The 23144-nt window shown below is 65.0% G+C and carries 25 protein-coding genes and 1 riboswitch; of the genes, 18 read left to right on the forward strand and 7 right to left on the reverse strand.

Features of this window, described 5'->3' with window-relative positions:
- Window positions 1-13 precede the first annotated feature (13 nt).
- Complete coding sequence (locus ACLKOZ_RS19455; protein ID WP_436477521.1) at window positions 14-748, forward strand: alpha/beta fold hydrolase; 735 nt, start codon at window positions 14-16, stop codon at window positions 746-748.
- Between the two features lie 4 nt (window positions 749-752).
- On the opposite strand, the gene thiC is transcribed toward ACLKOZ_RS19455, so the two are convergent.
- Window positions 753-2564 (reverse strand): phosphomethylpyrimidine synthase ThiC, encoded by a 1812-nt coding sequence (gene thiC / locus ACLKOZ_RS19460; protein WP_436477523.1) that lies wholly within the window; start codon window positions 2562-2564, stop codon window positions 753-755.
- A riboswitch (TPP riboswitch) is annotated at window positions 2559-2666 on the reverse strand. Its footprint overlaps the gene before it by 6 nt.
- A gap of 75 nt (window positions 2667-2741) precedes the next feature.
- On the opposite strand from thiC, the gene ACLKOZ_RS19465 reads away from it, so the two are divergent.
- The 17 genes from ACLKOZ_RS19465 (at window position 2742) to ACLKOZ_RS19545 (ending at window position 16040) form a co-directional block, all read left to right on the forward strand.
- The gene (locus ACLKOZ_RS19465) at window positions 2742-3824 is read left to right on the forward strand and encodes an amidohydrolase family protein (protein WP_436477525.1); all 1083 of its coding nucleotides are present in this window, start codon (window positions 2742-2744) and stop codon (window positions 3822-3824) included.
- A 106-nt stretch (window positions 3825-3930) separates the two neighbouring features.
- Window positions 3931-4806 (forward strand): VOC family protein, encoded by an 876-nt coding sequence (locus tag ACLKOZ_RS19470; RefSeq protein ID WP_337352115.1) that lies wholly within the window; start codon window positions 3931-3933, stop codon window positions 4804-4806.
- A gap of 117 nt (window positions 4807-4923) precedes the next feature.
- Entirely contained in the window at window positions 4924-5361 is a 438-nt protein-coding gene (locus ACLKOZ_RS19475; RefSeq protein WP_436477564.1) for a hypothetical protein, read from the forward strand.
- 204 nt (window positions 5362-5565) lie between these two features.
- A complete protein-coding gene (gene rpsP, locus ACLKOZ_RS19480) occupies window positions 5566-5979 on the forward strand; it encodes a 30S ribosomal protein S16 (protein ID WP_337348900.1) in 414 nt (137 codons plus the stop codon).
- Window position 5980: 1 nt separating this feature from the next.
- Complete coding sequence (locus tag ACLKOZ_RS19485) at window positions 5981-6223, forward strand: RNA-binding protein (RefSeq protein WP_066292169.1); 243 nt, start codon at window positions 5981-5983, stop codon at window positions 6221-6223.
- Window positions 6224-6331: 108 nt separating this feature from the next.
- The gene (rimM, locus tag ACLKOZ_RS19490; protein WP_337348899.1) at window positions 6332-6877 is read left to right on the forward strand and encodes a ribosome maturation factor RimM; all 546 of its coding nucleotides are present in this window, start codon (window positions 6332-6334) and stop codon (window positions 6875-6877) included.
- Window positions 6878-7678: a tRNA (guanosine(37)-N1)-methyltransferase TrmD gene (gene trmD / locus ACLKOZ_RS19495; protein ID WP_436477528.1), complete on the forward strand. Its 801-nt coding sequence runs from the start codon at window positions 6878-6880 to the stop codon at window positions 7676-7678.
- Between the two features lie 249 nt (window positions 7679-7927).
- The gene (rplS, locus tag ACLKOZ_RS19500; RefSeq protein WP_337348897.1) at window positions 7928-8287 is read left to right on the forward strand and encodes a 50S ribosomal protein L19; all 360 of its coding nucleotides are present in this window, start codon (window positions 7928-7930) and stop codon (window positions 8285-8287) included.
- A gap of 84 nt (window positions 8288-8371) precedes the next feature.
- A complete protein-coding gene (gene lepB / locus ACLKOZ_RS19505; RefSeq protein ID WP_436477531.1) occupies window positions 8372-9049 on the forward strand; it encodes a signal peptidase I in 678 nt (225 codons plus the stop codon).
- Window positions 9050-9913: a signal peptidase I gene (gene lepB, locus ACLKOZ_RS19510; protein WP_436477533.1), complete on the forward strand. Its 864-nt coding sequence runs from the start codon at window positions 9050-9052 to the stop codon at window positions 9911-9913.
- Window positions 9914-9915: 2 nt separating this feature from the next.
- Window positions 9916-10653: a ribonuclease HII gene (locus ACLKOZ_RS19515; RefSeq protein WP_436477535.1), complete on the forward strand. Its 738-nt coding sequence runs from the start codon at window positions 9916-9918 to the stop codon at window positions 10651-10653.
- Between the two features lie 54 nt (window positions 10654-10707).
- Window positions 10708-11034, forward strand: a complete 327-nt coding sequence (locus ACLKOZ_RS19520) for a DUF2469 domain-containing protein (RefSeq protein WP_056335405.1) — start codon at window positions 10708-10710, stop codon at window positions 11032-11034.
- A gap of 146 nt (window positions 11035-11180) precedes the next feature.
- Window positions 11181-11537, forward strand: coding sequence for a YraN family protein (locus ACLKOZ_RS19525; protein ID WP_436477537.1), 357 nt, complete (start codon window positions 11181-11183; stop codon window positions 11535-11537).
- The gene (locus ACLKOZ_RS19530; RefSeq protein ID WP_436477539.1) at window positions 11538-13082 is read left to right on the forward strand and encodes a YifB family Mg chelatase-like AAA ATPase; all 1545 of its coding nucleotides are present in this window, start codon (window positions 11538-11540) and stop codon (window positions 13080-13082) included.
- 10 nt (window positions 13083-13092) lie between these two features.
- Window positions 13093-14277, forward strand: coding sequence for a DNA-processing protein DprA (gene dprA / locus ACLKOZ_RS19535; RefSeq protein ID WP_436477541.1), 1185 nt, complete (start codon window positions 13093-13095; stop codon window positions 14275-14277).
- A gap of 50 nt (window positions 14278-14327) precedes the next feature.
- Entirely contained in the window at window positions 14328-15254 is a 927-nt protein-coding gene (locus ACLKOZ_RS19540) for a tyrosine recombinase XerC (protein WP_436477543.1), read from the forward strand.
- A 282-nt stretch (window positions 15255-15536) separates the two neighbouring features.
- On the forward strand, window positions 15537-16040 hold the full coding sequence (locus tag ACLKOZ_RS19545) for a DUF3145 domain-containing protein (protein WP_436477545.1): 504 nt from the start codon (window positions 15537-15539) through the stop codon (window positions 16038-16040).
- 101 nt (window positions 16041-16141) lie between these two features.
- Here ACLKOZ_RS19545 and ACLKOZ_RS19550 read toward each other — a convergent pair whose 3' ends face one another.
- The 6 genes from ACLKOZ_RS19550 to ACLKOZ_RS19575 form a co-directional block, all read right to left on the reverse strand.
- Window positions 16142-17377 (reverse strand): beta-ketoacyl-[acyl-carrier-protein] synthase family protein, encoded by a 1236-nt coding sequence (locus ACLKOZ_RS19550; RefSeq protein WP_436477547.1) that lies wholly within the window; start codon window positions 17375-17377, stop codon window positions 16142-16144.
- Window positions 17378-17538: 161 nt separating this feature from the next.
- Window positions 17539-17784, reverse strand: a complete 246-nt coding sequence (locus ACLKOZ_RS19555) for an acyl carrier protein (RefSeq protein WP_009359314.1) — start codon at window positions 17782-17784, stop codon at window positions 17539-17541.
- Window positions 17785-17865: 81 nt separating this feature from the next.
- The gene (locus ACLKOZ_RS19560; protein WP_337348887.1) at window positions 17866-18927 is read right to left on the reverse strand and encodes a beta-ketoacyl-ACP synthase III; all 1062 of its coding nucleotides are present in this window, start codon (window positions 18925-18927) and stop codon (window positions 17866-17868) included.
- Window positions 18924-19853, reverse strand: a complete 930-nt coding sequence (locus tag ACLKOZ_RS19565; RefSeq protein WP_436477550.1) for an ACP S-malonyltransferase — start codon at window positions 19851-19853, stop codon at window positions 18924-18926. Before ACLKOZ_RS19565 ends, ACLKOZ_RS19560 begins: the two co-directional genes overlap by 4 nt.
- An 88-nt stretch (window positions 19854-19941) precedes the next feature.
- A complete protein-coding gene (locus ACLKOZ_RS19570) occupies window positions 19942-21186 on the reverse strand; it encodes a PucR family transcriptional regulator (RefSeq protein ID WP_436477552.1) in 1245 nt (414 codons plus the stop codon).
- 188 nt (window positions 21187-21374) lie between these two features.
- On the reverse strand, window positions 21375-23144 hold a 1770-nt coding region (locus ACLKOZ_RS19575), incomplete at its 5' end, for a transketolase-like TK C-terminal-containing protein (RefSeq protein WP_436477554.1).

Raw genomic sequence — 23144 nt, forward strand, 5'->3', positions numbered from 1 at the left:
ATAGGGTTGGGTCATGTTCAAGCAGCGGGTAGTGTTCGTGCACGGCGCCGGAAGCTTCGGCTCAGCGGCCTGGCCCCGGCAGCACGGCATGGCACTGACCTACGACGCCCTGTTTCTCCGGCGCCACGGCTTTGACTCTGTTGCTGAACCGGTCGAGTCCTCCTTTGCGGAGGACACCGCCATCGTTTTGAGATCCCTCGCCGACGACGGCAGGGGCGCCGCCGGTGGCCACGTTGTGGCGCATTCCCAAGGGGCGATCTCCGCCATGATGGCCGCCGTCGAGCGCCCCGACCTGGTGTATTCGCTGACGCTCGTGGAGCCGGCCTGCCTGTCGTTGACCGCGGAACTGCCGGCGACGGCGGCGCACCGGGAGCTCATGCAGCCGCTGTTTGATGTCCGCCACCAGCTGGGTGACGAGGATTTCCAACGGGAGTTCGTCCGCCGCGTCTATGCTGCGGACCTCCAGGAGCCCGCCACCCAGGAGGAACGACGCTCCGCCCGGCGGCTCCGGCTGCAGGCCCCGGCCTGGGAGGCGCCGCTGCATATCGTCCCGGGTGTGCCAACGCTGGTGCTGACCGGCGGCTGGGAGCCGCTGTATGAAGAGATCGCCGGATACCTCCGCGAAACCGGTGCCCTGCACCGCATTGCTGCGGGCGGGCACCGGCCCCAGGATTCGGCGGAAGGCGATCACGCCATCCGGGCGTTCGTGGGCGACGTCAGCCGCGGCCGGTCAGCCCGGGCCTCCTGACGCGTTAGCGCGAAGGCACCTCCAGGTCAGGCAGGTAAACCTTCCCGCCTGCCGCGAGGAACTCCACGCTCTTTTCTCGCATCCCGGCCGCCATCTCCGCCAGGGCTGCCTGGGATTCAGCCGAGCCATACTCATCCCGGATGTCCTGGCTGATCCTCATGGAGCAGAACTTGGGGCCGCACATGGAACAGAAGTGGGCGGTTTTGGCCGGCTCGGCAGGCAGGGTTTCGTCATGGAAGGCTTCCGCAGTGACCGGGTCCAGGGACAGTGCGAACTGGTCCCGCCAGCGGAACTCGAACCGCGCCTTTGACAGGGCGTCGTCCCGCTCGTGGGCGCCAGGGTGGCCCTTGGCCAGGTCGGCGGCGTGGGCCGCGATCTTGTAGGTGATCACACCCGTCTTCACATCGTCCTTGTTGGGCAGGCCGAGGTGCTCCTTAGGCGTGACGTAGCAGAGCATGGCGGTGCCGTAGCGGGCGATCTCGGTGGCCCCGATGGCGGAGGTGATGTGGTCGTAGCCGGGTGCTATGTCCGTGACGAGCGGTCCGAGGGTGTAGAACGGGGCCCCCTTGCAGAGCTCCTGCTGGCGTTCCACATTCTCCCGGACAAGGTGGAACGGTACGTGGCCGGGTCCTTCCACCATCACCTGCACGTCGAATTCCCAGGCGCGCTGCGTCAGTTCAGCCAGCGTATCCAGCTCGGCGAACTGGGCGGCATCGTTGGCGTCCGCCGTCGCTCCCGGGCGCAGCCCGTCGCCGAGGGAGAAAGCGACGTCGTACTTGGCGAAAATTTCGCACAGCTCGTCGAAGTGGGTGTACAGGAAGTTCTCCTGGTGATGCGCGAGGCACCAGCCGGCCATGATGGAACCGCCACGGGAAACGATGCCGGTGACACGGTTGGCCGTCAGCGGCACGTAGCGCAGCAGCACTCCGGCGTGGATGGTCATGTAGTCCACGCCCTGCTCGCACTGCTCAATCACGGTGTCGCGGAAGATCTCCCACGTCAGTTTGTTGGCCTCGCCATTGACCTTCTCCAGCGCCTGGTAGATGGGCACCGTGCCGATGGGGACGGGGGAGTTGCGGATGATCCACTCACGCGTGGTGTGGATGTCATCGCCGGTGGACAGGTCCATCACGGTGTCGGCTCCCCACTGGGTTGCCCACTGCAGTTTGTCCACTTCCTGGGCGATGGAACTTGTCACAGCCGAGTTGCCGATATTGGCGTTGATCTTGACCAGGAAGGCCTTGCCGATGATCATCGGCTCGGATTCCGGGTGGTTGATGTTGTTGGGGATGATGGCGCGGCCTGCCGCCACTTCGCTGCGGACCAGTTCCACGTCACAGTTTTCGCGGAGGGCAACGAACTGCATCTCCGGGGTGATGACACCCTGCTTTGCGTAGTGCATCTGGGTGACTGTCCGGCCGTCGACGGCGCGGCGGGGCACCGGCTGTGCTCCCTTCCACTCTGCGGAGGCTGCGCCGCGGCGTACTGCCGACTTGCCGTCGTCGAGCAGGTTCCGTTCCCGGCCGCTGTAGGGCTCGGTGTCGCCACGGGCCGCGATCCATTCCGAGCGGAACGGGTCCAGGCCCACCACCGGATCACTCCCAGGGCCGGCGGTGCGGTACGTCCGGAAAGGGCCGTTCGCCTCGCCGTTGGGCGATGGTTCCAGCGCAATTTCCGTTACCGGAACCCGGATTCCGGTGGCCTCGTCACTGATGAACGCCAACGAATGGGATTTCAGCGACTGGGTCTCAGTGCCGGCTTTCCCCTTGGCAGTCTCATTTTGGGCAGCAATCAGCCGTGTTTCTGGTGTACTCAATGAATACTCACTTCCTTCGCCGGCATTACCCGGACAGGTTCAACGGTCGCAGGCTGCGTCAGCCTGATCTCAGCCCCTGCAAGGGCTCCCGTGTGGTCTAGATGAAGCTACCACAGGTCCAAGTGGGGAGGATGTGACTTGACAGGCTGACCATCTTGCGCGGATTAGGCTGGTCCGATGGCGGGAATCATCGAATTCAGCGGAACAGTGCTCACCGGACCGAATGAGGAACGGCGGGGCCTCTGGTCCGTCGACGGCCGTCTCACGTTCCACAGGCCCCCCACTTCCCCCGATGCTGTGCTGGGAGGCTGGGTCCTTCCCGGGTTCGTTGATGCCCACTGCCACGTTGGCCTGGGACCCGGCGGCGTCGTCCCGGATGCGATGGCTGAAGAACAGGCCCGCACCGACCGCGACGCAGGCACGCTCCTGGTCCGTGATGCCGGGGCGGCAAGCGACACGCGTTGGCTGCAGCAGCGTCACGACATGCCCAGGCTTATCCGCGCCGGGCGGCATATTGCCCGGTCCCGGCGCTACCTGCGGGATTTCGCCGTCGAGGTGGAGCCAGACGGCCTGGTGGAGGCCGTGCGGAAGCAGGCGAGGGCCGGTGATGGCTGGGTCAAGCTCGTGGGGGACTGGATTGACCGCGACGCCGGAGACCTCGCACCGTCGTTTCCCGACGCCGTCGTCCGCGATGCCGTGCAGGCGGCCCACGACGAGGGCGCACGGGTGACCGCGCACTGCTTCGCCGAAGACACCCTTGACCAGATGCTCGACGCCGGCATCGACTGCATCGAGCACGCCACCGGATTGCTGCCCCGGCACGTTCCCCGGCTCGCCGCCCAGGGTGTCCCCATCGTTCCGACGCTGATCAACATCGACACCTTCCCGGACATCGCCCGCCAGGCCGAAGCGAAATTCCCGCGGTACGCCGAGCACATGCACGCGCTGTGGGAACGCAGGTACGAGCGCGTGTACGAAGCCTTCGAAGCAGGCGTGCGGATCTATGCCGGGACAGATGCCGGCAGCGTCATCCGGCACGGACGGATCGCCGACGAAATCCTGTCGCTGCACCGGGCGGGCCTCCCTCCTGCGGCGGCCCTGGATGCTGCCTGCTGGGGTGCGCGGACGTGGCTCGGCGCTGAGGGGATCTCCGAGGGTGCCAGCGCAGACGTGGTGATCTGCAGGGAAGATCCGCGGCGCGTCCCCGCCACAGTTGCCTCACTTCGGCACGTCGTGTTGCGGGGCGAGGTGATCCGCTGACCGCCGAAGATCACGCATCGTACAGCTGGGAATAAATTGAAGCTTCAAGTAATTTAGAAGAGTAGAGGCCTCCGAAATCCGGCGGCCGTTGGACCGGGAGTTTTCGATGACTGCAGAATCCACCAGCCAGGACCTTCTACCTGCCGAGCTCACCATGGGCACGGTGATGCTGAAGGTCGGCGACATGAAGCTCATGACTGACTACTACCAGCGCGCACTGGGCCTGGACGTGGTGGCCGAACAGGACGGTGGCCTCTACATGGGCCGGCTCGGAAAGCCGCTAGTGCATCTGGCCGCCGCCCCCGGGCTGACTCTTCCTGGCAGGGGCGAGGCCGGGCTGTTCCACACGGCGCTGCTCTTTGAGGACCAGGCGGCACTGGCGGCCACAGTCGCTACGGCGGCCCAATATGAGCCCCGCTCGTTCACGGGCAGTGCGGACCACTTGGTCAGTGAAGCCTTCTATTTCAACGACCCGGAGGGCAACGGCATCGAACTCTACTGGGACCGGCCGCGCAAAAACTGGTCCTGGAACGGAACGGACGTGGTCATGGACAGCCTGGCACTGCCTCCGCAGCGCTACCTGCAGGAGCATCTGACCCAGGAATCCGTTGAGGGCCAGCAGCGGACGGCGGCCGGGGTGGGCCACGTCCACCTCCAGGTGGGCGACGTCCACACCGCCCACGATTTCTATGTCGGCACGTTGGGGTTCGAGAAGACGGCGGGCTGGCATGGCCAGGCGCTTTTTGTGTCAGCCGGGCGCTACCACCACCACATGGCCATGAACGTCTGGAACAGCCGCGGCGCCGGTCCCCGGAAAGATACCCTCGGCCTGGGGGAGGTGCTCATTGAGGTGCCGTCCGGAGATGACGTCGGCGCACTTGCCGATCGGCTGAAGGTCGCCGGGGTTGCCAGCCACCATACGGGGGCCGAGTTGCGCTTCGAGGACCCTTGGCGAAACAGCATCCGGGTCGCTGTGCGCTAAGCCGGGTGCGGCGGCCCAGGGAGCGCGGAGCCGTGTACTAGGCTGATTCCGAACGGCCGGGGCAGCTCTGCAGCTGCCTGCCAGAGCCGCACCGTCGACGGAATGAGGGCGATTCCCATGGGCTTCACCGAAATCTTTGTTTCAACCCACGACGCCGCGCTGAAGCGTGCCGGGATACTGGACGACGGCGGTTCCCCCTCCACGCCCGGCCTTCGGATTCCCGGGATCAGTGACTTCGAAATTGAACAGCTAGGGGACCTCGCCGGCGCGGCCGTCCATGCCGGTGGTGCGGACTATGAACTGGCCATGGTGGATGTGGCCAGCGATTCACTGCTGGGTGTTCCGCCCGCCATGGTCCGGGCGCTCGCTGAGCTGCTCAGCTATGAGACCGAGGGGGAGGGCAATGTACTCGATGACGTCGCCGAAAAGTGGGCGGCCCAGGACGACATGCCATTCGGTGCGGCCGAAGCCAGGAAATACGTACAGCAGCTGGCAGAGCTGGCCAGTGGAATCGAGGATGCCGACCGCACCGGGCTGTACGTCTGGTCATCCTGAGCAACGTGGGAGCATCGCCGGTGTCCGGCGGATCGGTCCCAAGTCGAAATCCGGGCGCTGATCTGGCACAATAAACAGGTACTCGATCTGCGTGGCCCCTCTCTCCGCGTCTGGATCCTGTCCTTCGAACCCTCAAGTATGGCCCGCCCCACGGGTGCAGAACGCCGGGTTCACCCCTTTTCTGAAACAGGAGTGACCACAAAAGTGGCCGTAAAGATTCGCCTTAAGCGCTTTGGCAAGATGCGCGCACCGTACTACCGCATCGTTGTTGCGGACTCACGCACCAAGCGTGATGGCCGTGCAATCGAAGAAATCGGCAAGTACCACCCCACCGAAGAGCCCTCATACATCGAGGTTGACTCCGAGCGTGCCCAGTACTGGCTGTCCGTCGGCGCCCAGCCGTCCGAGCAGGTTGCCGCGATCCTCAAGATCACCGGTGACTGGCAGAAGTTCAAGGGCCTCCCGGGCCAGGAAGGCACCCTGAAGACCAAAGCTCCGAAGGCTGCCTTCGTTGCTCCGGAGAAGGGTTCCGTGATCATCCCGGAAGCGATCACCAAGAAGTCCAAGCAGTCCGACGCCCCGGCCGAAGCCGAAGCCGAGACCACCGAGGCTGAGTAGATTGCTGGCTGAAGCGCTCGAACACCTGGTCCGCGGAATCGTTGATTCCCCGGAAGACGTCAAGGTCACCTCGAAGAACAACCGCCGCGGGGACACCCTCGAAGTGCGCGTTCACCAGGACGATCTCGGACGGGTGATCGGCCGCCAGGGCCGCACGGCACGCGCACTGCGCACCGTTGTGGCGGCACTGGCTGACGGCGAGCCGGTAAGGGTCGACGTCGTCGACACCGACCGCCGCCGCTAAAGCGCTCGGCAACATCAGTTTTGCTCCGGCCCTTCCACCAACGGTGGAGGGGCCGGAGTGCTTTCACCACAACGCCTAACCCCAGCACAACCACGAACAGAGGACCAGATGCAGCTTCAGGTGGCACGAATCGGCAAACCGCATGGAATCCGCGGGGAAGTGACGGTCCAGGTGCTGACTGACGCCCCGGCGGACAGGTTCGTTCCCGGCACCGAGTTTGTGGTGGAACCTGCCTCGGCCGGCCCGCTCACTGTTGAAAGTGCGCGCTGGAACAAGGACATCCTCCTGCTTGCCTTCGAGGGAATCGAAACCCGCAACCAGGCCGAGACCCTCCGCGGCGCCAAACTGTTCATCGAAACCGAAGAGCTGGACGAGGACGACGACGAAGGCTGGTACGAGCACGAACTGGTAGGACTCGAGGCCCGGGTCGGCTCGCAGGTGGTGGGCAAGATCGCAGCCCTGCACACCATGCCCGTCCAGGACCTGCTGGTGGTCGAAGCCCCGGACGGTAAGGAAATCCTGATCCCGTTCGTGGAACAGATCGTGCCCGAGGTCAACGTCGCCGAGGGGTTTGTCCTGCTGACGCCGCCGGATGGCCTCTTTGACATCAACACCGACGACGCCGGTGCGGCCGGGCCGGAGGACAACGCGTAGATGAGAATCGACGTCGTCAGCATCTTCCCGGAATACCTGGCGCCCCTGGAGCTGTCCCTCATCGGCAAGGCCCGCCAGGACGGCCTGCTGGACCTTCGCGTCCACGACCTGCGCGACTTCACCACGGACAAGCACCGCTCGGTGGATGACACACCCTACGGCGGCGGTGCCGGCATGGTGATGAAGGCAGAACCCTGGGCGCAGGCCCTGGCCTCCGTGGCCGCAACGGGTGGAGACAAATCAGCCAAGCCTGTGCTGATCGTCCCCTCGCCGGCGGGGGAGCGCTTCAGCCAGGCACTGGCGCATGAACTGGCCGAAGAGGATCAGCTTGTCTTCGCCTGCGGACGATACGAGGGCATTGACGAGCGCGTCATCGAATGGGCGGAGGAACATTTTACCGTGCGGCCCATGAGCCTGGGAGACTACGTCCTTAACGGCGGCGAAGTGGCCGTACTGGCCATGGTGGAGGCCATTGGCCGCCTGCTGCCCGGCGTTGTCGGGAACCCCGAGTCCCTGGTGGAGGAGTCCCACTCGGACGGGCTGCTCGAGTACCCCGTTTACACCAAACCCTCCGTCTGGCGGGACCGGGAAGTGCCGGAAGTGCTGCTGAGCGGCAACCACGGCAAGATCGCCCAGTGGCGCCGCCATGAGCAGTTTCGGCGGACGGCTGAACGCCGCCCTGACCTCCTGGAAACTTTCGACGCCGGGAAGTTACCCCGCGCGGACCGGACCGCTCTCGCCGACCTGGGGTACGACGTCGTCGACGGCCGTCTTCGGCCGCGGCCTGACGCGCCCAACTGACCGCGCCGCCCCGCCGGCGACGATTGGCTGTAAGCCGCCGGATGTGGCAAAATTAGTCCTTGTGTCTGCTGGGTCCGCACCTGCCACAGGGGGAGCGCAACCAACAGCGGGACACCCCGGTGCCGCCAATCAGTGACGGAACCGGACCACAAAACTTTCGACGGCAATTTCCGGCTCGCGCAAGCGCCTCCGGGCTTGGCCGCCGTGACCCAAAGTGAATGACCTGTGGCGTTCACCAGGAGTGGAATTATGCATATTCTCGATTCCGTAGATGCAGCCTCGCTGCGCACCGACGTTCCTGCGTTCCGCGCAGGTGACACCCTCAAGGTGCACGTGAACATCATCGAAGGCAAGAACTCCCGTGTCCAGGTATTCCAGGGCTTCGTCCTGGGCCGCCAGGGCGACGGCATCCGCGAAACCTTCACGGTCCGCAAGGTCTCCTTCGGCGTCGGTGTGGAGCGTACCTTCCCGGTACACTCCCCGATCATCGACAAGATCGAGCTCGTCAGCAAGGGCGACGTCCGTCGCGCCAAGCTGTACTACATGCGCGCCCTGCGCGGCAAGGCCGCAAAGATCAAGGAAAAGCGCGACTTCACCACCGCCAAGTAAGTCCCCCGGACCTACAAGGCAGGGCCACAGCCGTACCAGGCCAGCGCCGGAGCCAACCGCCACAGCGCCCCAGGATACGGATTCATGGACCAGACAAAACGCCAGCCCAGAAGAATGGGCTGGCGTTTTGCGTTCCTGGCGCTCCTGCTCGCCGTTGCCATCAGCGGACTCATCCGCTCGCTGTGGCTGGATGTCTATTACATACCGTCCGAATCCATGGAGCCGCTTTTGCAGGGCGGAGACCGCATCCTGGTCTCGAGGACGGACTTCCAGACGGAACCCGTCCGCCGTGGTGACGTCGTGGTCTTTGACGGACGGGGCTCGTTCGCCCCGTTGAACAGCGGGAAGGGGCCCCTGGCGGATGCGGCGGCGGCCGCCGCCCAATGGATGGGGCTCGTCGGAAGCGACACTACCTACGTCAAGAGGGTGATCGGCGTTCCCGGAGATACTGTGGTGTGCTGTGACACCGACGGAAAGATCACCGTGAACGGTGCGCCATTGGACGAACCGTATCTCTTCCCGGGGGATGTGGCCAGCCGGCAGGCCTTCACCGCCGAAGTGCCGGAAGGGCGGCTGTGGCTGCTCGGGGACCACCGGTCCCTGTCCGCCGACTCCCGCAGCCTGCTTGGTGCCCCGGGCGGCGGAATGGTGCCGCTGGACAGGGTGATCGGCCGGCCCGTCCAGATAATCTGGCCGCTTGATAGATTTGCTGCAGTAGCACGGCCGCAGCAGGCAGGACCAACAACAGAGGACGGACAGTAGATGCCCGAGAACCACGCCCGGATCCCCGATCCTGGCCATGACGGTGGCCCTGAAGCCCCCGCCGCCCGTGCTGCTGCCGAACCGGACGCCGCTGCAGCCGTTCCGGAATCCGCGCCGGCTAAAGCCGAGGGAGGCGCCCCCGCCAGCCCGGCCGCCGGGAAGCACTCTTCTGCTCCCCGGGCGGAGCCTTCGGCGCCGGGCCCCCTCTTTGTCTGGCTGAAGGAAATCGCCACGGTGGTGGTGATCGCTGTGGTGCTCTCATTCCTGATCAAGACTTTCCTGTTCCGCGCGTTCTACATTCCGTCCGAATCCATGGTCAGCACCCTGGACGTCAACGACCGTATTTTCGTCAACTTGCTGGTTCCCGAACCTTTCGCCCTCTCGCATGGCGATGTGGTGGTCTTCCGGGACACCCAGGGCTGGCTGGCTGCCGCCCCGGAGAAGACTGAGGGGCCGTTCACCTGGGTTCAGGACGGCCTGACATTTGTGGGCCTGCTGCCGGACGACTCGGAGCAGCATCTCGTCAAGCGCGTCATCGGACTGCCCGGCGACCACGTGATCTGCTGCGACGCCGGCGGTAAACTGACCATCAACGGAGCCCCGGTAGACGAGAGCTACGTCAACGCCGCCGAAATCCCGGAGATCCGTAACTTCGATGTCGTTGTTCCGGAAGGAAAGGTATGGGTCATGGGCGACAACCGCAACCACTCGGCCGATTCACGGGCCCACATGGAAGCCAACGGCGGCTTCGTCAACCTCGCTGACATCGAAGGCAAGGCGGCCGTCATCGCGTGGCCGTTGAATCGCATCAGCGTCCTCGACAACTACCCGGACGTCTTCAAGAACGTGCCCGCCGGAGGCTGAGGATGTCCGCAGCAATACCCGTCGCTCCAGCCAAGGCTGCTGCGCGGCCTGCCACCGGGCCACGTTCCAAGGCCCCCACCCTGCGCCACGAACGCACCTTCAAAGCCCTCGGTGCCCGGTACCTGGCCGGCGTGGACGAAGTGGGGCGCGGCGCCCTGGCCGGGCCCGTGAGCGTGGGAATCGCCGTCGTCGACCTCCTTGCCCAAAAGCCGCTCGCGGGTGTGCGGGACAGCAAGCTGCTCAGCCCCGCAGAACGGGAACGCCTGGAACCGTTGGTCCGCAAGTGGAGCGTGGCTTCGGCGGTAGGGCACGCCTCGGCGGCGGAGATCGACGCGCTGGGCATCATCGCCGCGCTCCGGTTGGCAGGTACCCGCGCCTGGATGGACGTCCTGGCCACAGGAATCACCCCCGACATCGTGCTCCTGGACGGCAGCCACAACTGGCTCTCACCGGCTGAGCAGCCCTCACTGTTTGATGAGGCCCCGAGCGACGCCGCCTGCGCCGCGCCCGTCCATACCCGCGTGAAGGCAGACATGCAGTGCCTGAGCGTGGCCGCCGCCAGCGTGATAGCCAAGGTCGAACGTGATCAGCAAATGCGCCAACTGCACGCCGAATTTCCGGATTTCGGCTGGGACATCAACAAAGGCTACGCCACGTCCCTGCACCGCGATGTCCTCCGTGCCGCAGGCCCCACGCCTTATCACCGCGTGAGCTGGCGGCTGCTTGGCGGAGAACTCTGACGCCTGCCCTTCGCTGTGACGCCAGCGCCGCGCTCAATGGTGCAAGATGGAAGCATGAGTGCCGAGGATCTTGAAAACTATGAAACCGACATGGAGCTTCAGCTCTACCGTGAATACCGCGATGTCGTCGGGCTGTTCAGCTACGTTGTCGAGACCGAACGGCGTTTCTACCTGGCTAACCACGTTGATCTCCAGGCCCGCAGCGCCGACGGCGAAGTCTACTTTGACCTGACACTGCAGGACGCCTGGGTATGGGACGTCTATCGCTCAGCCCGGTTCGTCAAAAGCGTCCGGGTGCTGACCTTCAAGGACGTCAACGTCGAGGAGCTTCCCCGCAACGAAGAACTGGCGTTGCCCAAGGACGTTGACCTTGGCAACTGACGCCCCCGCTTCTCGGCCTGCCAGACGCCCTGCCTGATCGCCACTTGTCCTCAACACCCCCGGTAGCCGGCCGGGTTGCCCACATAGGCCAATAGGTCCCTGTCCTCCGCGGTCCTGCTCCTGCAGGCTGGTTTGCGGAGGTAGCAATGAAATCCAAAGACCTGTTAGGCAGGCGTGGCGAGGAACTCGCCGCCGTTTATCTTGAATCGCTGGGCATGCTGGTGGTGGAACGGAACTGGCGCTGCACCGAGGGCGAAATCGACATTGTCGCCCTGGACCGGGACGCCCTGGTGATCGCCGAAGTGAAGACACGCCGCTCGCTCGACTACGGCCATCCCTTTGAGGCTGTGGGGGAAGCCAAGCTGGCGCGGCTCCACCGCCTGGGTGCAGCCTGGTGCCGCGAGAGCGACGTTCGGATGCCGCTGCGGAGAGTCGATGTCATCGCCGTGCTGGACGACGGCGTTGGCGAGCCCGTCGTGGAACACCTCAGGGGAGTGGTGTAAATGGCTTTGGGCCGCACCTACTCGGTTGCCCTCGTAGGGTTGAACGGGTACATCGTCGAGGTCGAAGCCGACATCGGACAGAGCCTCCCCGCTTTTATCCTTCTTGGCCTGCCTGATGCTGCCCTCAACGAGGCGAAGGAGCGCATACGCTCGGCCACCAAGAATTCCGGGATTCCGCTGAGCCGGAGAAAAATCACAGCTAACCTGATCCCGGCTTCGCTTCCCAAGCGTGGTTCAGGCTTCGACCTCGCAGTCACCATGGCAGTCCTGCGTGCCGCGAACGACATCAAACCAACCGAGCGCACTGTCTTCATAGCCGAACTAGGGCTGGACGGCCGGTTACGGCCGGTGCGGGGCATCCTTCCGGCAGTGATGGCTGCGGTGCAGGCCGGATACCCCGACATCGTCGTGGCTCAGGCAAACCTGGCCGAGGCCGCGCTGGTACCCGGTGCCAACGTCAGAGGCTATCGGACCCTTGCCAGACTGGCACTGGACTGCGGCGCCGACCCGCAGGAACTGGTGCTGGACTTCGAACCCGACGACGCTCCGGATCCCAACGGGACGGAAGCAGGCTACGAAGCCGTGCCCGACATGGCCGACGTCTCAGGGCAGGGTGACGCCAGAAGGGCGCTTGAAGTGGCCGCCGCCGGTGCGCACCATCTGCTGCTTACCGGACCGCCGGGCGCCGGAAAGACCATGCTGGCGGAGCGGCTGCCAGGGCTGCTCCCGGACCTCGCCGACAACGAGGCCATGGAAGTCACCGCCATTCATTCACTCTGCGGGTTGCCTTCCTCTGCCGTACAGCTCCTCCGCAGGCCACCGTTTGAGAACCCGCATCATTCCGCCACTGCGGCCGCAATCATCGGAGGCGGATCAGGACTGCCGCGGCCAGGAGCCGCATCACGGGCCCACCGTGGCGTTTTGTTCCTTGACGAAGCCCCTGAGTACGAACGCCGGGTCCTTGATGCCCTTCGGCAGCCGCTGGAGAGCGGGGAGCTCGTGATCCATCGCTCCGCCGGGACAGCCGCGTATCCTGCCAGGTTCCAGTTGGTCCTGGCCGCCAATCCATGTCCCTGCGGAAAGGCCTCGGGTAAAGGCCTGGACTGCACGTGCACCCCCATGATGCGGCGCCGCTACCTTGCCAGGATGTCTGGACCCCTGCTGGACCGGGTGGACATCCAGCTGCAGGTGGAGCGTGTCTCCTTGGCGGACTTCGGCCAGTGCGGCAGGGAAGAGGACACCGCTGCGGTGGCGCAGCGCGTGCGTGCCGCCCGCCGCAGGCAGTCCGAACGGCTGCACCCCCTTGGCCTGGAAACCAATTCGCAGGTTCCTGGCCGGATCCTGCGAGGCGAGCTCCGACTCCCGGCGTCATCGACCCGCATCCTGGACAACTCCCTGGAGCGCGGCGTCCTGACGGCGAGAGGCTATGACAGGGTGCTGCGGCTCGCATGGACTCTGGCCGATCTTGCCCATCGTGACAGGCCGGACCTCAATGACATTGGACAGGCCCTGGGCCTGCGGCAGGCTGCCTCGGCAGTGGCATAAGGAACTGGCCATGGACAACGAACGGATAACGCGCGCCTCATTGTCGCGGCTGATGGAGCCGCAGGATGCGGCAGGACTCGCGCTGGTCAAAGCAGCTGGAGCCACCGACGCGCTGCGGATAGCTACTGGCCAACTGGCCGCCGGACCGGCACTGGAACAGGAAATCACGGCGTTGCTGGCGGACAACGGAGCAGGAACCAGCTGGGCTGGGATGGGGGCGGCCCTGAAACGCTGGGCCCCCAGGATTCCGGACCTTGCACCCGAGCGGGATTTGGCCACTATGGCCCGCCTCGGAGGCCGGCTGATTGTCCCGTCCGATGACTTGTGGCCCGCGCAGTTGGCGGAGCTCGGACTCCAGGAGCCCATGTGCCTGTGGTGGCGCGGTCTGGAACAGCCGCTCCCGGATGTTTCCCGGTGCGTGGCGCTCGTGGGCTCACGGGACAGCACCAGTTACGGCGCGTCCGTCACGGGCGACCTCGCATACTCGTTGGCCCAGCGTGGCTTTACGGTTGTGTCCGGCGGGGCCTACGGCATCGATGCCCACGCCCATCGTGCCGCCCTTGCCGGGGGAACCGGCGCTGTACCCACCATCGCCGTGATGGCTGGCGGTGTGGATCGGTTTTATCCTTCCGGGAATGAGGACCTGCTCCGGGCGGTCTGTAACCAGGGAGCCGTCCTGGCCGAGGTTCCCCCGGGGTCCGCCCCAACCCGGTACAGGTTCCTTCAGCGCAACCGGCTTATCGCTGCACTTTCCGCCGTGACGGTGGTGGTTGAAGCACGCTGGCGGTCAGGGGCCCTGAATACAGCCCATCACGCAGAAACCCTGTGCAGGGCTGTCGGCGCGGTCCCGGGATCCGTTCATAGTGCCAATTCGGCGGGGTGCCACCGACTGCTCCGGGACGGCGGGGCCGTCTGCGTCACAGATGCCGGTGAGATAGCCGAGCTAGCCTCACCGAGCGGCGAAGCCGTTCCGGAAGCCCGGACGGGACGCGCAGCAGAGCACGACGGCCTGACCCTTGAAGACCTGATCCTTCTTGACGCCTTGCCGCTCAGGTCCGCAACTTCTGTGGACAAACTATGTTCCGTTGCAGGGCTCAGCCAGGAATCAGTGCGGGCCGGGCTGGGAAGACTGGGGCTCCTCGGACTGGCCCTTTCTGAACGGGGCGGGTGGAAGCGTGCCAAAGGGTCAGCCTAGATTGCTGTGTCCGGCCTTTATCTGCGAACAAATGCTGGGAGAGTAAGCATGTGGAGATTCAGGAATTGCCGCCGGCCCTTGCGCGGGCAGCCGAAGCCTTCGGCAAATATTTGGCGGGGGAGCGGGCCAGGTCCGAGCACACCGTCCGTGCCTACCTTGCTGACGTCCGGAGCATGCTGGCATACAGCGCGTCCGAAGGCGTTACGGACCTGCCCGGCCTTGAACTTGGCACCCTGCGGCGGTGGCTTGGTGTCCAGAGCGAGGCGGGGGCCGCCCGCTCCACACTCGCCCGGAGATCGGCTACGGCGCGGTCTTTCACTGCCTGGGCACTCCGGGAAGAACTCATCAACGAGGATCCCTCGCTTCGGTTGAAGGCCCCGAAAAAGGAAAAGTCCCTACCCGGTGTCCTGCAGGCCCAGCAGATAACGAGGCTGCTGGCCAAGCTTGAGGAGGCTGCCCAGGAAGGAGCGCCGCTCGCCGTGCGCAACCGGGCCATGGTGGAACTCCTTTACGCTACCGGCATTCGTGTGGGTGAACTGGCCGGCATGGACGTCGACGACCTCAACCCGGACCGCCGAACGCTCCGTGTCATCGGCAAGGGAAACAAGGAAAGAACCGTTCCCTATGGAGTTCCCGCCGCGGTCGCCATGGATGACTGGCTCCGCAGGGGCCGGCCGCGGCTGGCCCAGGACCAGAGCGGAGCCGCGTTGTTCCTGGGATCAAGGGGCAACCGGGTGGACCAGCGGCAGGTAAGGGCAGTGGTAAAGGATCTCTTCGAAGCTTTGGGCGACACATCGGCCACGGGTCCCCATGCCCTCCGACATTCGGCGGCTACTCATCTTCTGGACGGCGGTGCGGATCTGCGGGCCGTTCAGGAGATCCTGGGGCACAGCAGCCTCGCCACCACGCAGGTCTACACCCACGTCTCCGTTGACAGGCTCCGCAAGAGTTACCAGCAGGCACATCCCCGGGCCTGAGTATGCCGTCGGCCAGTGGCGCCCTTGGTTTGGCTGGAAATGACGCAGAGGAAGGCCCCAAGGAATTGCAGTGGCGTAATTAGGCGGCGTGCGGCACAATAAGAGTCAAGTCCGGCAACTTTCAAGTCTCGCTTGAAGCTCAGTGCTTCGTGCGTAATGGCAAGTCCGGACACAGTTACATATTCAGGCAGGGATAACCGCAGCCGGCAGGAACACGGCACAGCGCATTTCATCCAGGCAGAGGTCGTTGGGGAAGACGTACCTACAGCTATGGAGGATGGAATGTCTGTTGCAATGACCCGCGGTGTGTTGTTCGTACACTCGGCCCCTACCGCTCTGTGCCCGCACGTGGAGTGGGCCATTGGATCCGTCGTGGACAAGCGAACGGATCTTGAGTGGACCCCTCAGCCTGCTGCGCCCGGAATGTTTCGGGCCGAGCTCTCCTGGACCGGCACTCCCGGGACCGGATCGAAGCTGGCCTCCTCACTGCGCGGCTGGGCCCATCTCCGTTATGAGGTCACCGAGGAGCCAAGCCAAGGTGTCGACGGTGGCCGCTGGTCACATACGCCCGAACTGGGGATCTTCCACGCCACGACCGATGTTCACGGCAACATCATGGTCTCAGAGGACCGGATCCGGTACGCCTACGAGTCAGGCGCGGGTGATCCCTCCGCGGTTTACCACGAGCTGTCCTTGGCCCTTGGCGAGGCATGGGACGAAGAGTTGGAGCCCTTCAGGCACGCCGCCGAAGGCGCCCCTGTGCGCTGGCTCCACCAAGTGGGCTGACGCCCCGAAAGGTGTTACCGCCGTCGGGCATCAAAACCGTTTCCATAGCAAAACAAGGGCCCCGCCAACCGGCGGGGCCCTTGTTTTTCACTAGGGAGATGCTAGACGCTGCGTACTGCGATCACGGCATTGTGGCCGCCGAAGCCAAAGGAGTTGCTCAATGCCACAATGTTCCCGGCCGGGAGGTCACGCGCGGACGTGACTACGTCGAGCGGGATTTCCGGGTCCTGGTTTTCGAGGTTGATGGTCACCGGTGCCTTGCGTTCGTAGACGGCGAGCACGGTCAGGACAGCCTCCACGGCGCCGGAGGCTCCCAGGAGGTGGCCCATCTGCGACTTGGTCGCTGAGACTGCCACATTGTCGATGTGGTTGCCCAGGGCGGCACGGAGAGCCGTGTACTCCGGCTTGTCGCCCACGGGCGTCGACGTCGCGTGGGCGTTGACATGCACAACATCCTCGGCCTGGATGCGGCCGTCAAACATGGCTGCCTTCAGCGCGCGGGTAGCGCCCAGGCCCTCGGGGTCCGGAGCCGTGATGTGGTACGCGTCGGCGGTTACCGACGTGCCTGCGAGCTCGCCGTAGATGCGTGCGCCACGTGCCAAAGCGTGCTCTTCGGCTTCGAGGACCAGCGCGCCGGCGCCTTCGCCCATCACAAAGCCGTCGCGGCCGAGGTCATACGGACGGGAGGCGCCCTGGGGGTCCTCATTCCGGCGGGACAGTGCCTGCATGGAGGCGAACGCCGCCAGCGGCATGGGGTGGATGGCAGCCTCGGCGCCGCCACACATCACCACATCAGCCTTGCCGGACCGGATCAGGTCAAGGCCAAGGTGGAGGGCTTCTGTGCCCGAAGCACAAGCAGAAACAGGGGTGTGGGCACCAGCACGGGCACCAAGGTCAAGGCTGACGGCTGCCGCGACACCGTTGGGCATCAGCATGGGAACGGTCATCGGAAGGACCCGTCGCGGGCCTTTTTCCTTCAGGGTGTCCCAGGCGTCGAGCAGGGTCCAGACGCCGCCGATCCCTGTAGCGAAGGCAACGGCAAGGCGGTCGTGGTCGATTTCGGTGATACCGGAGTCGGCCCAGGCCTCCCGGGAGGCGATGACGCCGAACTGGGTGGAAGGGTCCATGCGCTTTGCTTCGACGCGGCTGAGGACGTTGAGGGCAGGGGTACTGCAGCGGGCAGCGAAGTGGACGGGAAGTTCATACTTGGCAACCCAGTCGTCCTCCAGGGTGCGGGCACCAGAGACCCCCTTAAGCGCGTTGTTCCACATAGTGGGTACGTCGCCGCCGATGGGCGTGGTGGCACCCAGACCGGTAATGACTACTTTGCGTGTCATGGGATCACTCTCTGTCGGTGGGCAGCCCGGCTCCGGTTTCTCCGGCGGGGTCCCGCGTGTGGGATGTAGGGCAGGTGGCTGCCGGTTTGATGCGGCTGGACTGCCGGTCCGGAGTTCCCGGTCCGGCAGTCCAGCCAAGCCGCAAGCGGCTGGCGTTGTGGCTAGGCCTGCGCGCCGGCGATGAAGCTGACGGCGTCGCCGACGGTCTTGAGGTTCTTGACCTCTTCGTCCGGGATGCGCACGCCGAACTTCTCTTCGGCGTTGACCACAATGGTCATCATGGAGATGGAGTCGATGTCCAGGTCCTCGGTGAAGGACTTGTCCAGCTCCACAGCCTCGGGCGCGAGGCCGGTCTCTTCGTTGACGATTTCAGCCAAGCCGGCCAGGATCTCTTCGTTGCTAGCCATTGATGGCTCCTTTTCTTGTTATTGCCGGCAGGGGCTGCCGGAAACGGTTCAGACAGCGGATGCTGCCTGGGTGGGGCGTTCCTACGGAAGGACGATTACCTGGGCGCCGAAGACGAGCCCGGCTCCGAAGCCAATCTGCAGCGCAAGACCGCCGCTGAGCCCTGGGTTTTCCTGGAGCAACCGGTGCGTGGCCAAGGGGATGGACGCAGCCGAGGTGTTGCCGGCGTCGGCAATGTCCCGGGCCACGGTGACGGTTTCGGGAAGCTTGAGCTTTTTGACCATTTCGTCGATGATCCGCATGTTTGCCTGGTGCGGGATGAACGCCACGAGGTCCTCGGCCTGCACACCGGCAGCCTCCAGGGCCTGCTGCGCCACCTTCGCCATTTCCCACACAGCCCAGCGGAACACGGTCTGCCCATCCTGGCGCAACGTCGGCCACAGGTCCTGGGCCTCTTCCAGCAGCGCGAAGTCACCGGACTCGTCCGACTGGCGGGCTGCCTGGCTCAGGGCCCGGACATCGAGCATGGACCGCGTCATGCCAATGGCGTCCCACTTGCTGCCATCTGAACCCCAGACGGACGGACCAATCCCGGGTGTGTCGGACGGACCGATCACTACCGCGCCGGCACCGTCGCCGAGCAGGAAAGAAATAGTGCGCTCGTGGTTGTCGATGACGTCGGAGAGCTTCTCCGCACCCACGACCAGGACGTATTTGGCGGCGCCGGACCGCACCAGGGCATCGCCCTGGGCAATGCCGTAGCAGTAGCCGGCGCAGGCTGCTGAGATATCAAAGGCCGGAGCCGGCGTGGCGCCCAGCCGGTCAGCCAGGCTGGCAGCCGCCGACGGAGTGGCGTAGGGGTGGGTCACGGTGGAGACGATGACTGCGCCGAGCTGGGAGGCTTCGATACCGGCCTGCTTGAGGGCCTCCTGCGCCGCCCCTTCAGCCATGTCGATGACGCTGACATCGGCCGGAGCGCGGTGGCGCGTGACGATGCCGGTGCGCTGCCGGATCCATTCGTCCGAGGAATCAATCCACTGGCAGACGTCGTCGTTGGTGACAATGATGTCCGGTCGGTAAGCGCCGATTCCCAGGATGCGCGTGTTCTCCTGGACGGGCGCCTGCTTAAGCGTGGGAACGCTCATGCGTTGCCCTCCAATTCTGCGAAGAGTGCCAGTGCGGCTGAGAGGTCATCCGGCGTCTTGACGGCAACCGTCTTGACTCCGGGCATGCCGCGTTTGGCGAGGCCCGCAAGCGTGCCTGCAGGAGCCAGTTCAATGACTCCGGTGACGCCCCGCTGCACCATCGTATCCATGCAAAGGTCCCAGCGGACCGGACGGGAGACTTGGGCAATCAGGCTGTCGACGCCGGCCACGCCGCCGGTTACGTCCTTGCCGTCGAAGTTGGAGAGCAACGGAACCCGGGGATCCTGCGGCTTCAGGGTCGGTTTGAGCGCCTCAAGGGCGCTTACCGCGGGGGCCATGTGCGAGGTGTGGAACGCCCCGGCCACCTTGAGGGGAATAATGCGGGTCTTGGCGGGTGGGTTCTCTGCCAGCGCCTTGAGCTGGTCGAAGGTCCCGGCGGCCACAGTCTGGCCCGCGCCGTTGACGTTGGCTGCAGTGGCGCCGGACGCTTCAATCGCGGCCCGGACCTCTGCAGGGTCCCCGCCTATCACAGCGCTCATGCCGGTGGGAGTGACTGCCGCGGCGGCGGCCATGCTGTTGGCGCGCTCCCGGACGAAAGTCATGGCTTCCTGTTCGGTGAGGATTCCGGCCAGGGCGGATGCGGTGATTTCGCCGACCGAGTGGCCGGCGAGGATCACCGGGAGGGAGCTGAGTTCGACGTCGAAGAGGGACTTCGCCGCCACCAGGCCGGCCGCAACAATAAGCGGCTGCGCTACGGCGGTGTCCTTGATGGTTTCCTCATCCGAGGTAGTCCCGTGGGCTGTCAGGTCGATGCCTGCGATTTCGCTTAGGGAGGCCAGCTGGCCTGCTACCGAAGGCAGTTCCAGCCAGGGGGCCAGAAAACCCGGGGTCTGTGAGCCCTGTCCAGGGCAGACTATTGCAAGCACGTATCCAGCTTTCCAAATTACTGTGTGATTCAGCGGTGTTTCTCTGCACCAAGCTCACGGGGTCAGGTTGTAGGAAGTCTACAACGCCTCAGGTCTGATTCCGCGCCGGATGACGCTCGGTCGGTGCTTTGGGGGGCGCCGCGAGGCGGCCCACAACCAACGCAGCCTGAAGCACAAACGCCTCGCGGGGAAGGAGTGGATCCCAGCCTGTGACATCACAGACGCGCTTCAGCCGGTACCTGACCGTGTTCGCATGGACAAACAGTTCCCGGGCGGTCGCCTCAAGCGAGTGGCCCAGCTCCAGGTACGTACCCAGCGTCTCCACCAGGCCATTGGAGGCCGCCACGAGGGGGCGGTAGATATTCTTGACCAGTGACCGGCGCGCCGCGTCGTCGCCGGAGATGACGCGTTCAGGCAGCAGATCGTCGGCGGCTACGGGCCGCGGAGCCGAAGGCCACGCCTTGGCTGCCGTGAGGCCGGCAAAGGCGGACTGCGCGGACCCGCTGGCTTCCAGGAGCGAACTCGCCTCCGGGCCGTAGACCACGGGTCCCGGGGCAAACATCTCGCTGAGCTTGAGGTAGGCCGTTTCGCGGTCCTGTACGCCGCCAAGAATCAAAATCAGGCGGTCGCCCTGGATTCCCACCAAGGCGTCCTCGGCGTAGCGGCCAGCCAGCCGTCGCAGTTCGCTGACATAGCTGGCACTCGGTTCTGACGGAGAATTGCCCACCATCACCGTAAACCGTTCCTGGGCCTTCCAGCCCAGGGCAGCGATGCGTGAGCGCAGTGCGTCGGTGTTTTCGCCGCGCAGGATGGCGTCCACGATCAGCGCCTCAAGCCGGGTGTCCCACGATCCGCGGGATTCAGCCGCCCGTGCGTAGACATCAGCGGCGGCGAAGGCAACTTCGCGCGAATACCGGAGCACGGCCTCGCGGAGCGATGGCTGGTCGGCCTCGGGCGCAATCACGGGGACCTGGTCCTCAACTACTTCAACCACGATCCGGATGAGTTGGAGCGCCTTCTGGAGGCTGATGGAGCGCGTGAGTTCGGTCGGGGCGGTACCAAAGACGTCGGAGAGGATCCAGGACGGCGAACTGGGTCGCTCGTACCAGGTGACAAAGGCAGCGATGCCGTTTTGGGCCACCATGCCCAGCGCGGACCGTTCGTCAGAGCTGAGCCGGCTGTACCACGGCAGTGACTTTTCGAGCTGCCGCAGGGTGGTGGTGGACAGTTGGCCCACGCTCGCCCGGAGCTTTTTCAGGGTTTCGGATTTCTCCGGAGTCATGCTGCGCGAGGTCGGCTTGCGCTTCACGGGCGGGGGAGTTGGCTCTGGCATCCTTTGAGCATACGGTGCCTGCCCCGCAAGCTCCATTTGTGCAAAGGCTACAACCGACGTGGTGGTGCGTCACAGGTTTGTCCGTCGGGTAAACGGCTGGCCCGGGAACGACGACGGCGACCCTCGCCTTGCGGTGAGGGTCGCCGTCGTCGTTCATTGCAGCTGGCTGTGGGTCAGCTGCGGGCGGATCAGGAGTCGCCCCCCGCGTTGCCTGTGGAACCGGCGTTGACGTTGTGCAGGCGGTACTTTTCGATTGCCTTCGCCGGTGCCTGTGCGTCCACTTCGCCGCGGCGCGCCAGCATCTCCAGGGAACGGACCACGATGGAGTGGATGTCGTTCTTGAAGAAGCGGCGTGCTGCTGCGCGGGTGTCGGAGAAGCCGAAGCCGTCCGCGCCGAGCGAGGCAAACTCGTTCGGCAGGAACTGGCGGATCTGGTCCGGGACGGCCTTCATGTAGTCCGAAACGGCCACGATCGGTCCGGTGGCACCAGCGAGCTGCTGGGTGACAAACGGGACGCGAGCGGGCTGGCCCGGGTTCAGGAACGCTTCTTCCTCGGCGGCCATGCCGTCGCGGCGCAGTTCGTTCCAGGACGTGACGGACCAGACGTCGGCGGAAACGCCCCAGTCCTCGGCCAGGAGCCGCTGGGCTTCCAGCGCCCACGGCACCGAGACACCGGAGGCCAGGATCTGGGTCCGGGGACCGTCGATCTTTGCCGGAGCCAGCAGGTAGATGCCTTTGAGGACACCTTCGACGTCGAGCTCTTCGGGTTCGGCCGGCTGGGTGATCGGTTCGTTGTACACCGTCAGGTAGTACATCAGGTTCCGGTCAGTGGAGTCCGGTCCGTACATCCGTTCGATGCCGTCTCGGATGATGTGGCCCATTTCGTAGCCATAGGCGGGGTCGTAGGTGACCACCGCGGGGTTGGTGGCGGCGAGGATGGGGGAGTGGCCGTCGGCGTGCTGGAGTCCTTCGCCGGTGAGGGTGGTCCGTCCTGCGGTGGCGCCGATGATGAAGCCGCGGGTCATTTGGTCCGCTGCTGCCCAGAAGGCGTCGCCGGTGCGCTGGAAGCCGAACATGGAGTAGAACACATAGACCGGGATCAGGGGCACGCCGTGGGTGGCGTAGGCGGTGCCGGCGGCGGTGAAGGCTGCGACGGCGCCGGCTTCGTTGATGCCGGGGTGGATCAGCTGGCCCTGGGCGGATTCCTTGTAGGCCAGGACGAGGTCCCGGTCCACGGACAGGTAGTTCTGGCCCTTGGGGTTGTAGATCTTCGCCGTCGGGAAGAAGGCGTCCATGCCGAAGGTCCGTGCCTCATCGGGAATGATCGGGGCGATGTGCTTGCCGAAGTTCTTGTCCCGCATGAGGTCCTTGAGCAGCCGGACAAACGCCATGGTGGTGGCCGCCTGCTGCTTGCCCGAACCGCGCTTTGCCACGTCGTAGGACTTGGCGTCCGGAAGGGCGATGTCAGCGTGCTTGGAGCGGCGCTCCGGAACAGACCCGCCCAGTGCGGCGCGGCGTTCCATCATGTACTGGATTTCCGGCGCGTCCGTGCCCGGGTGGAAATACGGCGGCTGGTACGGGTCCTTTTCGAGCTGTTCGTCCGTGACCGGAATCCGCAGATGATCCCTGAACTTCTTCAAGTCGTCGAGGGTGAGTTTTTTCATCTGGTGGGTGGCGTTGCGTCCTTCGAAGTGGGGTCCGAGTCCGTAGCCCTTGACGGTTTTGGCGAGGATGACGGTGGGTTTGCCCTTGAATTCGGTGGCTGCCTTGTAGGCGGCGTAGACCTTGCGGTAGTCGTGGCCGCCGCGTTTGAGGTTCCAGATCTGGTCATCGGTGAGGTCCGCGACGAGGTCCTTGGTGGCCGGGTCTTTGCCGAAGAAGTGTTCGCGGACGAACCCGCCGGATTCGGCCTTGTAGGTCTGGTAGTCCCCGTCGGGGGTTTCGTTCATGATTTTCAC

Source organism: Arthrobacter sp. R4 (assembly GCF_051365025.1).
Classification (GTDB): Bacteria; Actinomycetota; Actinomycetes; order Actinomycetales; family Micrococcaceae; genus Arthrobacter.